The sequence below is a fragment of the Moorena sp. SIO3I8 genome, assembly GCF_010692325.1.
Classification (GTDB): Bacteria; Cyanobacteriota; Cyanobacteriia; order Cyanobacteriales; family Coleofasciculaceae; genus Moorena.
The window spans coordinates 1-13,803 of sequence record NZ_JAAHHW010000056.1; the positions used below are offsets into that span (position 1 = coordinate 1).

Below are 13,803 nucleotides of genomic sequence, written 5' to 3' on the forward strand. Positions count from 1 at the left end.
CTAGGGCGTGTTTTCAAAGTTTTCCGCAAGATTATGATCCCCCCCAGCCCCCCTTAAAAAAGGGGGGAGCCATAGTCAAAGTCCCCCTTTTTTAAGGGGGATAATGGGGGATCTCCGAGGCAATAAGACACACCCTACGATTAATCTACTTGCTCTTGTTGTGTTCCTGGCTCTGGACTAAACCAATCTATTACCTTGTCATTAAGAAGTCCGCTAAACAGCCAAGCCCCTAATCCTACAAATAAAGTCGCTATTATGCCGATCAGAGCAAGTTTATTGGAGAGATTCCATTTCTTCTCTGTGGGTAACTGATTGACAGTAGGGTTGATAGTATTGTTGTTAGACTCTCTACCTCCTGCTCCTATTACCGTACTTCCGTCTCCAACCTTGAATTCGTTTTTTTCAGACATAGTTTGACTCCCTGTCGCTTCAATGTTATTATTAATAATAATAGATCTATCAGCTTTGTTTTGCTGTCGATCTATATCTGCTTCTTCATCTTTATTGAACTGCTTTAAACCTATCACATCATCAATTAAACATAATACCTCAACTGTCTTATAGGGAGGACTACCACATTCAATCGTATCCTTACCATAAGCAATCCGCTCTCTTAATTTATCAAATTCATAGAAATAAGGAGTTTGACTGTTTTTACAAGTAGAACAATTACAGGGGATTAACTTACTACACTTCAATCGGTGATAAGAATCATGGATCTGATCTAGTTCGTAAGTAATAGTAGTCAACAAGTCTCGTTTATGTCTACCAGTAACTCTAATTTTAATTTCTCGCTGTTCGTAATCTTCAATTACTTCTGCTTTGGTGTTATCTTTGTTTAATATAACCCCACTTCTCCAGACATATTGCTGCTGGTAAATCCACTTATGCATTACCACAATAAACCGAGTTATAATACCTTTGGGCATGAAGTCATAGGTATAGCGGAGAATTAGATTGTCAGATTCATCCCAATCATAATCAGGTTGATTTAACGTTAGTAGTTGTGGCGCGATGTAGTTATCTTTACTCCCAGGGATTGGATAGCAAAGTTGAAACTTCATCATCAATTGTAGCAGTTCATCCTGCATATAAGCATAGTTTTCTTCAGACCAAATTTTTTCTAAATCAGCGCGGTTAAAGCAACCTAGATGGCGAATAACTTGATCGTTATCTAGCACTTTATAGACAGCATAAGTCCCCCATTCCGGTTTGAGAATCACCGTTTTCTTTAATAGAGGGTCATCCTGAAAATGCAAACACACTCCCAGATCGTGTAGGTACCCACTTAACTGTAATTTATCTTTGTATAAAGTAAACCCATTGTTTGAGCAGATCCTTAGATATTCATCCAGACTGATGTAATTACGGCTATCTTCTTCTAAAGCTTCTCTGACTTGTTTCCATGTTCTAGGTAAAGCTGCTTCTTTGATGTGGGGGAGGTTGCTAATATAAAATTTAATTTGGGTAAGACTATCCTCTAAACCTCGGTTAGTCGCTAGGTTGGTTGCTAGGGTTTCTTTCAAATTGGTAAACTGTCCTCGTAAGGCGCGTTCGTTTATTTCTCTATGACGATTTTGTTTCTCATTCTTGATAATTAAGAGAGGACTGTTGTCGCTTAAGAGTTCTACTATATTAAGCCAGTAGTAGAAATCTGTGTCTTCTTTCCTGGTATCTGCCACTAGGGTGTAAAGGGAACGTTTGGTCAGGAAGAATTGATGGGTGGCGTGATAAATTTCTTGTCCCCCAAAGTCCCAGATATTAACCCGAAAGTCTCGACCGTTATCCAGTGGAAATGTCCATTGGATAATGTCAATTCCTTCTGTAGATTTTTCGTTTTGCTGTAGTTGATAGTCTGGGTTTTCTATCTTTTTGGCTAGTGTTGTTTTTCCAGCACCTGCTTCCCCGACAATCAGGAGTTTTGCTTCATAGATATAATCTTTCCCTTCTTTCAGTTGTCGGAAATAATCTCTGATTGCTTCAATACCATCTTCTGCAATTTCTATTGGTGGAGTTTCAAGGGGATTTTTGCTTAAATTAAGGTTGGTTAAATTGGCTATATTGGTGAGGGATTCTGGGACTGTTGTTAATTGATTATAGCTTAAATCAAGCTGGGTTAAGTTGGCAAGCTTGGTGAGGGATTCTGGAACTTTTTTTAATTGATTTGTAGACAAAGCAAGCTGGGTTAAGTTGGTAAGCTTGGTGAGGGATTCTGGGACTGTTTTTAATAGATTATCGCTTAAGTCAAGCTGGGTTAATTTGGCAAGCTTTTCGATAGTTTTTGGTACTTTTGTTAATTGATTATTCCTTAAATACAGCTTGGTTAAGTTGGCAAGTTTGCCGATGGATTCTGGGACTGTTGTTAATTGATTTCCGCTTAAATCCAGCTGGGTTAATTTGGCAAGCTTTTCCAGATATTCTGGGACTGTTGTTAATTGATTGCCCCTTAAATCCAGCTGGGTTAATTTGGTTAGCTTGGTGAGATATTTTGGGACTATTGTTAAGTAATTTGTACTTAAATTAAGCTGGGTTAATTTGGTTAGCTTGGTGAGATATTTTGGGACTGTTGTTAAGTAATTTTCGCTTAAATCAAGCTGGGTTAATTTAGTTAGCTTTCCGATGGCTTCTGGGACTGTTATGAATGGATTTCCGCTTAAATTAAGCTGGGTTAAGTTGCTTAGCTTTCCGATGGCTTCTGGGACTGTTGTTAATTGATTTCCGCTTAAATCCAGCTGGGTTAAGTTGCTTAGCTTTCGGATGGTTTCTGGGACTGTTGTTAATTGATTATAGATTAAATCAAGCTGGGTTAAGTTGGTAAGATTTGTAAGGGATTCTGGGATTGTTTTTAATTGGTTCAAGTTTAAATTAAGTTCGGTTAAGTTAGTTAGCTTTCCGATGGCTTCTGGGACTGTTGTTAATTTATTTTTGCTTAAATCCAGCTGGGTTAAGTTAGTTATATTTCCGATGAATTCTGGGACTGTTGTTAATTGATTATCGCTTAAATAAAACTCAGTTAATTGAGTTAATTTGGTAAGGGATTCTGGGACTGTTGTTAATTGATTATCGTTTAAGTACAGCTGGATTAAGTTGCTAAGCTTGGTGAGGGATTCTGGGACTTTTGTTAATTGATTATCGCTTAAATCAAGCTGGGTTAAGTTAGTAAGTTTTCCGATGGCTTCTGGGACTTTTGTTAATTGATTATCGCTTAAATCAAGCTGGGTTAAGTTAGTAAGTTTTCCGATGGTTTCTGGGACTGTTGTTAATTGATTGCCCCTTAAATCCAGCTGGGTTAAGTTGGTAAGTTTTCCGATAGCTTCTGGGACTGTTGTTAATTGATTTCCGCTTAAATCCAGCTGGGTTAAGGTTAGCTTGGTGAGGGATTCTGGGACTGTTGTTAATTGATTATAGCTTAAATCAAGCTGGGTTAATTTGGTTAGCTTGGTGAGGGATTCTGGGACTGTTGTTAATTGATTGCCCCTTAAATCCAGCTGGGTTAAGTTGGTAAGTTTTTCGATGGCTTCTGGAACTGTTGTTAATTGATTTCCGCTTAAATTAAGCTGGGTTAAGTTGGTTAGCTTTCCGATGGCTTCTGGAACTGTTGTTAATTGATTATCGCTTAAATCAAGCTGGGTTAATTTGGTTAGCTTGGTGAGGGATTCGGGAACTGTTGTTAATTGATTATAGCTTAAATTAATCTGGGTTAAGTTGGTAAGCTTAGTGAGGGATTCTGGGACTGTTGTGAATTTATTATAGATTAAATCAAGCTGGGTTAAGTTGGTAAGCTTTTCGATGGATTCTGGGACTGTTGTTAATTGAGTAAAGCTTAAATTAATCTGGGTTAAGTTGGTAAGCTTGGTCAGGGATTCTGGGACTGTTGTTAATTGATTTCCGCTTAAATTAATCTGGGTTAAGTTGGTAAGCTTGGTCAGGGATTCTGGGACTGTTGTTAATTGATTTCCGCTTAAATCAAGCTGGGTTAAGTTGGTAAGCTTGGTCAGGGATTCTGGGACTGTTGTTAATTGATTTCCGCTTAAATCAAGCTGGGTTAAGTTGGTAAGCTTGGTCAGAAATTCTGGGACTGTTGTTAATTGATTATCCCTTAAGTTCAATACTTCCAACTGTGATAAATTAAAAACTTCAGTTGGAATTTTAGTTAACTGGTCACCATCGTTAAAAAAAATAGGACTGCTTAAATCTAACTGTTTAAGTTGCTTCTCTTTTGCTTCTATTATTTTCTTAACAAAACGTTCTGGTACAGCCATTTTTATCACTTAGTAATTATCAATTATAGCGGTTTTTAATTAGGTTAGGTACAAATTTTTGGTTTTTAGGGAACAGGGAGCAGGGAACAGATAAGAGGGAAAAAATCCTATGTACCTCATTAAACTAAAAACTGCTATACTTATCAAGTTTAGACTTAACCTTAGACCAAACCGTAGAGTCAATCTCATCAGCTAATTCAGCCGCTACCTCTTCTGTGAGTTGACTGCGCTGGCTGATTGACTTGAGTTCAAGATAGTTGAGGAGTTGGGTCAGTTGCTGATAATCAATTGCTGTCTTATCAATCTTGATGATGATCGTTTGGTCATCAACACTAAGATTGTAATAAGGATTGTTAGACATAATTTATAATTCAATACACTAGTATTGTAAGATATTATATATGCTATATATAGCGGTTTTTGCCCTAATGAGGTACACAGTTTTTTTCCCTGTTCCCTCTTACCCTCCTGGGAGGGGTTAGGGTTGGGTTACTCTTCCCTGTTCCCTGTTCCCTGTTCCCTGTTCCCTAAAACCAGAAATTCTGTACCTCATCAAATTGAAAACCGCTATGTAACGATTCAAACCGCTAAAAATTGCTGAATCACATCCTGACTCAGTTCACTAGTCGCGCCAGATGCCACAATTCCACCCTTCTGCATAGCATAGTAGCGGTCAGCTTGTCGGACAAAATGTAGATGCTGCTCCACCAAGAGCACAGAAATCCCAGTAGTTTCAATAATCCGGCGCACAGCCGCTTCAATTTCCAAAATAATCGACGGTTGAATCCCTTCGGTAGGTTCGTCTAACACTAATAACTGAGGACGTCCCATTAATGCCCGTGCGATCGCTAATTGTTGCTGTTGTCCACCACTCAAGTCACCACCCATCCGGGACAACATTGATTTTAAGACTGGAAACAGCTCAAAGATATTGTCTAGGATGTCGTCTTCAGTCTTTCTACCCCCTCGACGTGCTTCTAAACCCAGCAACAAATTCTCTTTCACCGTTACCCGAGGGATAATCTCCCTCCCCTGGGGCACATAGCCAATCCCTAATCTGGCTCGTTTATCGGTAGATAGTTTAGTCAGGGGTTGACCAGCAAAGGTAATCGTGCCAGTGCGGGGTTTCAGTAATCCCATAATCGTTTTGAGAAGAGTAGTTTTGCCCACACCATTCCGTCCAATCAGGCAAACCATTTGTCCTGCTGGTACATTCAAATCTACATTTCTGAGAATGTGGCTTTCACCGTAGTAGACATTTAAATTGGAAATTTGCAGCATAAGAGTTTTTTAGAAGTTAGAAGTTAGAATTTAGAATTGGGAATCGGGAATCGGGAATCGGGAAGTTAGAAGTTAGAAGTTAGAAGTTAGAAGTTAGAATCGGGAATTTAGAATTTAGAATTTAGAATTTAGAATCGGGAATCGGGAATCGGGAATCGGGAATTGGGAATTGGGAATCGGGAATCGGGAATTGGGAATTGGGAATCGGGAATCGCAAAAATCCCTATATAGTGGATTAACTATTGCTAGCATGCCTATTGCCTATTGCCTTAAATGCTATAGCGTTTCTAGGACTCATGAGGTATACAGGATTGTTTCACTCTTGCCTAATCCCTGCTCCCTGCTCCCTGCTCCCTGCTCCCTAAAACCTAGATATTTGTACCTCACAAGTCGTAAAATTGCTATATAGCACTTTACCCTTTACCCTTCTCCTACTTCTGCTTCCAAGGTTTTTACCACTTCTGCTGGCAGATCCAACAGCTTCACTAAGTTTTGGTAAGCCGCTGCTTCAGCATCATTAATTTTTGGTTCGGTAGGTGTACGGGAACTTGATTTAATCACTTCATAAGCCAGCTTTACGATTAGTTTTCGTTCTTCAATACTTTCTATTTCACTAGTCAACTCTTCGATAGGAACATTAAGTGCTAAATAATTCTGTAATTCTTGTTGTAATTGTTGCTGTTGTTCTGCATCTGTAGCAAACACTTGGCTAAAGCGAGATATGATCACATCAACTTCTTCTCGTGCCAGATTACCATCAGACCAAGCCATAGCAGACACAATCCGTAGCATTTTCATTTGCTCTGCTGTAATCGATGGCTTTTGTCCTAAATACACTTCAATCACCCTGGGGTCATTTTGGACTTGATCCATTGTGCCTTCACACAACACTGAACCCTGATGTAACACGGTTACTTGACGAGCAATCTGGCGCACGAATTCCATATCGTGTTCAATCACAATAATGGAATGACTCTTGGCTAGAGCTAACAGCAAATCTCCTACATTTTCTGTCTCTTCATCGGTTAAACCAGCCACCGGTTCATCTACTAGTAATAAATCCGGAGCCTGAGCCACTAACATCCCAATTTCTAACCGCTGTTTTTCCCCATGGGAGAGTAACTCGGCCAGTAAATTCGCTTTTTCCACTAACCCAATGGTTTGCAGCAAACCCGCTACTGTCCGTTTTTCCCCCGGTAATGTACGTCCAAACAGGGTGGAAAAGACATTTTTATCACGATTGCAGGCTAAATCTAAGTTTTCCCGAACCGTTAGATTTAGGTAAACTCGTGGTGTCTGAAATTTTCGACCGATCCCGAAGCGAGAGATTTGGTGTTCCGATAAGCCTCGCAAATCCCTTCCTTTAAACAACACCCGTCCCTCCGTGGGCTGTACTTTCCCAGTCACTACATCCAGAAACGTAGTTTTCCCAGCACCATTAGGACCAATCATCACTCGCAATTCCCCAGTATCCATACTAAAGTTAAACTGGTTAATTGCTTTAAAGCCGTCAAAACTTACAGTTAAGTTATCAATTTCAAGAATTTTTGAGTTCATTGTTTTTAGGGAATAGGGAGTAGGGAGTAGGGAATCGGGAATCGGGAATCGGGAATCGGGAATCGGGAGTAGGGAATCGGGAGTAGGGAATCGGGAATCGGGAAAAAATTATGTGTAAATCATTGTCTTGATGCAGTCGCGAATGGGGTAAATAACTAATGAATAATAACTAAGCTGTTGTGCATTTAAATGGGATATTGTTCAGTTATATAGCGTTTCTAGGATTTATGAGGTATGCTTCTCAACCTCAAAGTCCCCCTTGATAAGGGGGATTTAGGGGGATCCCTTTGTACCTCATGGCATAGAGAATTGCTATAAAACAAACCCTATCCCCCGACTCCCGACTCCCGACTCCCGACTCCCGACTCCCGACTCCCGACTCCCGATAATGAAGAGCGCTGTAAATCAAGACCAGTTTAACGACCAATCTCTTCTTTTTCCCGTTGGACTACTGGATCTTTTTCTAGGCTGGGATAAGTTGTTATCACTGGTTTTTCGGTACCAAAAAGCGATCGCATTTGTTCAATTCCCTCGTCTCGCAACCAGCCGACAATACCATTAGGCAGTACTGTCACTACAATTAGGAACAGCGCGCCCTGGAAAAATAGCCAAACTTCAGGAAATTGCTCACTCAACAAGGTTTGAGCTAGTCTGACTAATAAAGTACCCAGAATTGCTCCCACTAGAGTTGCTCGTCCTCCCACAGCCACCCAAATCACCATCTCAATGGAAAACGCTACTTCCATATAGCTGGGGGTAACAATCCCTGATTGTACGGTATAAAGCGCCCCAGCCACTCCAGCGATTCCCCCAGAAACCGCAAATACCAGGACTTTGAATCCGGTAGGATCGTAGCCAGAGAAACGCACCCGATTCTCATCATCCCGTATGGCAATTAACAACCGACCAAAACGTCCACTGGTTAACCAACGGCACAATAAGTAGATCAGAACCACACACAGGATACTAATTTCGTAGAAAGCTAACTGAGCTTGTTTAGAACTTACTAACATTCCAAACAGGGTTTCTGTATCAGTTTTCAACCCATTAGTACCATTAATTAGCTTTTGCTGCCCATTGAAAAAATTGAATAAAACCAGCAGTGCGGCTTGGGTCAAAATCGAGAAATAAACCCCTTTAATCCGGTTACGAAATACCAGATAACCCAGCAATCCTGCCACGATACTGGGAATTAAAACAATAGCAATTAGGGTGAAAGGAAACGAATAAAATGGCTGCCAGAAGAATGGGAGTTCTTTCACTCCATAGAGGGTGAAGAATTCCGGTATTTCTCCTTCTGGTAATTGCAGTTTGAGGTGCATAGCAAAAGCATAGCCCCCCAACGCAAAAAATATACCATGTCCTAGACTCAGCAGTCCGGTATACCCCCAAATCAGGTCAATCCCAATCGCGACAATAGATAATGACAAAAAACGCCCCAACAGCTTGAGGCGAAAATCCGGCAAAATTGCTGGCATTAATAACGCGAAAACTAGAGCAATTGCTACGATTGCTACTATTTCTATGATTAACTTTCGTCGCCGCTGCTTTTTAATGGCTTGTGTTCTAGATACATACGTCATAATTTATGAAAATAGCAACTATAGCAGTTCTCAATTTAGTGAGGTACTTTAGCAAAGGGAGTAGGGAGTAGGGAGTAGGGAGTAGGGAGTAGGGAGTAGGGAGTAGGGAGTAGGGAGTAGGGAATCGGGGCAATACAATTGACTGTACCTCATAAGTACGATAAACGCTATAATTCTGCCGTGCGTCCTTTTTGTGGGAATATTCCTGAAGGTCTCACTTGTAAAAAGGTAATAATTAAAGCGAAAACCATAACTTTTGCCATACTGGTGGTCGCAAAGAAGGTAAAGAAGTCCGTTACCGGTTTCAGGAACTCTACTGGCATCAACATAAAGGCTATGCTTCCCGAACCAATCAGATAGGTAAGTGTACCAATTGCGAGGGCGGCTATTATGCTTCCGAATAAGTTTCCGACACCGCCAACTACTACCACCATAAAGGTATCGACGATATAATTTTGACCAGTATTGGGACCAACAGAACCTAGTAATGTAATCGCACAACCTGCTACACCAGCTAAACCAGAACCTAGGGCAAATGTTAACGCATCTACCGTTTCTGTAGGGATACCTAAGCAAGCACTCATACTGCGATTTTGGGTAACAGCTCGAATCCTTAATCCCCAACTGGAGCGATTTAAGAACCAGTAGGTTCCCAATAGACAAATAATCGTCAAAATAATGATAAAGATCCGGGCATAGGGCAATTGGAAGTTACCAATGGGAAATCCCCCTTGAAGCCATGCTGGTGGAGTCACGTCTACATTTCTGGCACTAAACCAAGGTCGAGTAATTGCCCGTTGACCCGTTTGTCCTAACAACACCCCAGTTACGATGGCAATTCCTAGAGATAAGAATACCATCAAAGCGATCGCCCAATTGCGAATTCTCTGCCAATCTAAACGACGGCTTAGAACCCACCTTGACCCAAAAAACAGCAGGCAAAATACCCCAATCCCAATCACCAATACCCAATTTACACTGCGGACAAACTGCCGCAATATCAAACTTACCCCCCAAGTAGCGAGAAGGGTTTCCAACGGTCGCCCATATAGATAACGAATCACCCCCCTCTCTAATACCAGTCCTACCAACGCTGCCACCAGAAAAGCTATGGGCAGGGCAAAAAATATATAGACATTAAACAACGAATCGCCCAAAAAGGCTTTAAAGGTATTTTGGACAACATAAGTTGTATAAGCGCCCAACATCATTAACTCGCCGTGAGCAAGATTAATCACGCCCATCAGTCCAAAGACAACCGCTAGTCCTAGGGCAGCAATCAGTAGCACTGAGCCAATACTAATCCCGTTAAAAATTCCTTCTAAAAGTGGCAGCACAATTTAATAATTAACTATGAATTATGAAGGATAAATGATGAATTATTGAGGATGAATTATGAATGGTGAAAACTACTTTATTTTTATGTTTTTGAAGTTTACATTAAGCACTCAACACTCAACTAACAAAACTCGATTTTAAATGCTAAGTAGTTTACTTCATAGGTCATAATTCATCCTTGATCACTTATGCTTTCTCCTTTTTGTACTTTCCTCCCTTATTGGGATCAGTCCAGTCACACCCATACCCTTTCGTTTCCGCTACATATTGATTCCAGGGGATGGGAGAAACTGGTTTAGGTGTGGATGAGACAATTTTGAACTGACCATCGGCTTGGATTTCACCAATGCGCACTGTCTTAGAGATGTGATGATTCGGATACATCTCTACTGGTCCTTCTGGTGCGCCAAATTTTTGACCGATAGCAGCTTTGCGCACAGGCTCTAGGTCAGTAGTTCCAGCTTGCTCTACCGCCTGCTTCCATAGGTAAACCATAATGTAAGCGGCTTCCATGGGGTCGTTGGTTACCCGGTCTTCGCCATACTCGGCTTTGAAGGCTTCCACAAACTGCTTATTATCGAGGCTATCGACAGATTGGAAGTAGTTCCAGGCGGCGTACTGACCAATTAGAAATTCTGGACCGATCTGCCGGACTTCCTCTTCTGCAATACTCACCGACATCGTGGGATATTTATCTGGAGTGAGTCCAGCACCCTTGAGTTGTTTGAAGAAAGCGACGTTACTATCCCCGTTGAGACTGTTAAAGATTACGCCACCATCTGGTAGTGCGGCTTTAATCTTAGAAATGATCGGGGTAACTTCTGTATTACCAAGGGGAAGGTAATCCTCGCCCACGGTCTCTCCACCCAGAGCTTTGAGTTGCTCCTTAATAATTGTGTTAGCGGTGCGAGGGAAAACATAATCCGAGCCCACTAAGAAAAACTTTTTGCCCTTGTTTTCCAGCAACCACTCTACCGCTGGCTCAATCTGCTGATTTGGTGCAGCACCTGTGTAGAAAATATTCTTGGAACATTCCTGCCCTTCGTACTGCACAGGATACCACAGCATATGGTCTTTGGATTCAAACACTGGTAGCACAGCCTTACGACTAGCCGATGTCCAGCAACCAAAAATAGTAACGACTTGATCCTTATCAATCAGTTTGGCCGCTTTCTCAGCAAAGGTTGGCCAGTCAGACGCACCATCTTCAACAATAGGCTCAATTTTCTTGCCTAATACTCCCCCAGCTTCATTAATCTCCTTGATAGCAAGCTTTTCAGCTTCCACCACAGTAGTCTCACTAATTGCCATGGTGCCAGTCAGGGAGTGGAGAATACCCACTTTGATCGTGTCTTCCCCACCAGCACTAGCCTCTGAAGGACCCGAGCTGTCTTCAGCGCAAGCCTTCAACAGAAGACTGGTTCCCAATGCTGCCGAGCTATAAAGCAGAAATTTACGTCGTCCTAATCCACTTACCATACTTTCGTACCATCCTCTACCAAATTTAGGTGTAGCCTCATTGAAAAAATTGCGAAGCTAGGGTGTGATATTAGACCTACGATGACAAGTAAACTGTTAAGTAGGATACAAACAAGCTAAATTTTCCAGCAGTTCATGAAAGATTGACATTTTTTAACATTTTTTTGGATCAGATCTACCCATGCTGAGCACTAAGTATTCACATTCTGTTAATCAACTCTTTACAGCCTGGATAAGCAAAACCTCCTTTACAAAAGCAAGAGAGAGCAAGCGAAGCCAGTACCTGTTACTATGGTTCAATAACTTCGAAAAAAGCATAGTTTTGCCTAAAAATAGCATGTTGAAGTCATTAGGCATCACCTATTCATGTTTTATTGCTCAACTTATAAACTTACTGTTGTCTTGTAACTCAGTGTACAGATTGACCATAAGGTTGATGTATTAATAAACACGCTTCGGCTCATCGGCTAACATTTGGCGAGATTTAAGCTTTGTCAGGGGAGAATTTCCAAGGATTTCACACTGGATGTCACCCTAACTCAGGGGCATCCAGAATCAGCTGGATCAATCAATTCCTAGCCAGTGCAAGCATTAGGCAGAAAGTTTTTGTTGGGTATGCACTCTCCATTGGTTTGGCAATTTTGGGAACAACGACTGGATTAGGGATTGGCCAGCATTACCAAAAGGCAGCACTGGCTGAACTCACTCGTTCCCAAAAACAAGAACATCTCCTGAAAAATTTACAAATCGCGATTTTAGACTTACGTTCCTATGCCTACTTAGGTGCGCTTGACCTTGGCGAATTAAATTCCCTAAAGGTGCGCGTTCGGGTCGCACCTCCTGTTGCTGTTCCCATGGAAGACCTACAGCTGGTTCAAGAGAAAATTGACCAAGCTCAGCAACTGCTGTTGGAAGCGGAAGAGTTTGTCAGAGAGTTTGAGACCTGTTCTCATACGAATACCAATCAGTTACTGGATTTAGTGAAGACCAACAGGATCATTATTGATGCCTACAAGACTCTGATTCAATCCCTGTTGTCGGAAATAGAGTCTGGAAACTTACCCTTAGGTGCGCTTAAACTTGCCCAAAGGCAACTGTTGGAACAGAACAATCCTGAATTAACCACTGCCCTAGAAAGCTTTTTTGAGAAGTCAGACCAGCTGATTAGAGCAGCTCAAGTCAAACAGACGCAAGCCTTGAGTGCCCTCAAGCGTGCTGAGCAGTGCTGCTTTGGGATCATCTACAGCAGTATGATCGCCTCAGTTGCGATCGCAATCCTATTAGCTATTCATACCAGTAATGCGATCGCACAGCGACTCAAAAGCCTGACTGAGATCACCGAACAGGTCAAACAGGAGTCTAACTTCACCCTGCAAGCACCAGTCACGACCCGAGATGAAGTGGGTGTCTTAGCCACTTCTCTCAATCAGCTGATTCACGGTATGGCTGACTACACCCACGAACTCCAGCAAACGGAAATCCAGCTGATTCAAAACGAAAAAATGTCCAGTTTGGGTACTATGGTGGCTGGTATTGCCCATGAAATGAACAATCCGATCAACTTTATCTACGGCAATCTGTTCTTTGCCAGTGATTATATTGAGGATTTACTCTCTCTGGTGGAACTCTATCAGCAGTATTATCCCAACCCTGACCCAGAGATTCAAAATCAGCTAGAAGAGATTGATCTGGAATTTTTGGCCCAAGACTTGCCTAAAATCATCGCTTCCATGAAAGGGGGAGCTGAGCGCATTCGTGAAATTGTGCTTTCGATGAGGAATTTTTCCCGATTGGATGAAGCCAAGATCAAACCGGTTAACATCCATGAAGGAATTGACAATACCCTCGTTCTGCTCAGCAACCGTCTCAAGCCAGGGATTGAGGTGATCAAGCAGTATGGGGATTTACCTTTGGTGGATTGCTACCCAGCTCAACTGAATCAGGTATTTATGAGTATCTTGGAAAATGCCCTTGATGCTATAGAACACAAGAGTGTCGAATCTTGCCCATCCCCAGTCTTCACCATTCGGATTCAAACTGAGCTAGTTGACCAAAACTGGGTAGTTATCCGAATCGCTGACAATGGCCCTGGGATTGCCGCAGCAATTAAAGACCGGATCTTTGACCCATTTTTCACTACCAAAGACCCAGGTAAGGGAACTGGCTTGGGACTGGCCATTAGCTACCAAATTATTACCCACCATCGGGGGAAAATTGAGGTGGCTTCAGAACCAGCTCAGGGAGCCGAGTTTGTCATTAGTTTGCCAATATAGTTGTGCCTAGGTGCTGACAGAGTACTGTCA

10 protein-coding genes and 1 pseudogene are annotated in these 13,803 nt (G+C 41.8%); 1 reads left to right on the top strand and 10 read right to left on the bottom strand.

From position 1 onward, the window contains the following. Positions 1-140 precede the first annotated feature (140 nt). From F6K51_RS20475 to urtA, 10 genes and pseudogenes are all read right to left on the bottom strand, one after another. A complete protein-coding gene (locus F6K51_RS20475) occupies positions 141-4,262 on the bottom strand; it encodes a leucine-rich repeat domain-containing protein (protein ID WP_293023525.1) in 4,122 nt (1,373 codons plus the stop codon). 124 nt (positions 4,263-4,386) lie between these two features. After that, positions 4,387-4,623 carry a hypothetical protein gene (locus F6K51_RS20480; protein ID WP_293023527.1) on the bottom strand — a complete coding sequence of 79 codons (237 nt, stop codon included), beginning with the start codon at positions 4,621-4,623 and terminating at the stop codon, positions 4,387-4,389. A gap of 218 nt (positions 4,624-4,841) precedes the next feature. Continuing rightward, positions 4,842-5,543, bottom strand: coding sequence for an urea ABC transporter ATP-binding subunit UrtE (urtE, locus tag F6K51_RS20485; protein ID WP_293023530.1), 702 nt, complete (start codon positions 5,541-5,543; stop codon positions 4,842-4,844). A gap of 114 nt (positions 5,544-5,657) precedes the next feature. Continuing rightward, positions 5,658-5,795, bottom strand: a complete 138-nt coding sequence (locus tag F6K51_RS20490) for a hypothetical protein (protein ID WP_293023533.1) — start codon at positions 5,793-5,795, stop codon at positions 5,658-5,660. 567 nt (positions 5,796-6,362) lie between these two features. Beyond that, positions 6,363-7,100, bottom strand: a pseudogene (gene urtD, locus F6K51_RS38510) (urea ABC transporter ATP-binding protein UrtD); the annotation flags it as partial. 247 nt (positions 7,101-7,347) lie between these two features. Continuing rightward, on the bottom strand, positions 7,348-7,527 hold the full coding sequence (locus F6K51_RS20500; RefSeq protein ID WP_293023539.1) for a hypothetical protein: 180 nt from the start codon (positions 7,525-7,527) through the stop codon (positions 7,348-7,350). Continuing rightward, complete coding sequence (gene urtC / locus F6K51_RS20505) at positions 7,517-8,683, bottom strand: urea ABC transporter permease subunit UrtC (RefSeq protein ID WP_293023541.1); 1,167 nt, start codon at positions 8,681-8,683, stop codon at positions 7,517-7,519. Before urtC ends, F6K51_RS20500 begins: the two co-directional genes overlap by 11 nt. Beyond that, positions 8,667-8,816, bottom strand: a complete 150-nt coding sequence (locus tag F6K51_RS20510) for a hypothetical protein (RefSeq protein ID WP_293023544.1) — start codon at positions 8,814-8,816, stop codon at positions 8,667-8,669. The genes urtC and F6K51_RS20510 overlap by 17 nt, the downstream gene beginning before the upstream one ends. Before the next feature lie 34 nt (positions 8,817-8,850). Further along, on the bottom strand, positions 8,851-10,020 hold the full coding sequence (locus tag F6K51_RS20515; RefSeq protein WP_293023546.1) for a branched-chain amino acid ABC transporter permease: 1,170 nt from the start codon (positions 10,018-10,020) through the stop codon (positions 8,851-8,853). Between the two features lie 187 nt (positions 10,021-10,207). Further along, positions 10,208-11,500, bottom strand: coding sequence for an urea ABC transporter substrate-binding protein (gene urtA / locus F6K51_RS20520; RefSeq protein WP_293023549.1), 1,293 nt, complete (start codon positions 11,498-11,500; stop codon positions 10,208-10,210). Between the two features lie 491 nt (positions 11,501-11,991). Here urtA and F6K51_RS20525 point away from each other — a divergent pair, with 491 nt between their 5' ends. Next, a complete protein-coding gene (locus F6K51_RS20525; RefSeq protein ID WP_293023552.1) occupies positions 11,992-13,773 on the top strand; it encodes an ATP-binding protein in 1,782 nt (593 codons plus the stop codon). The last annotated feature ends 30 nt before the right edge of the window (positions 13,774-13,803 follow it).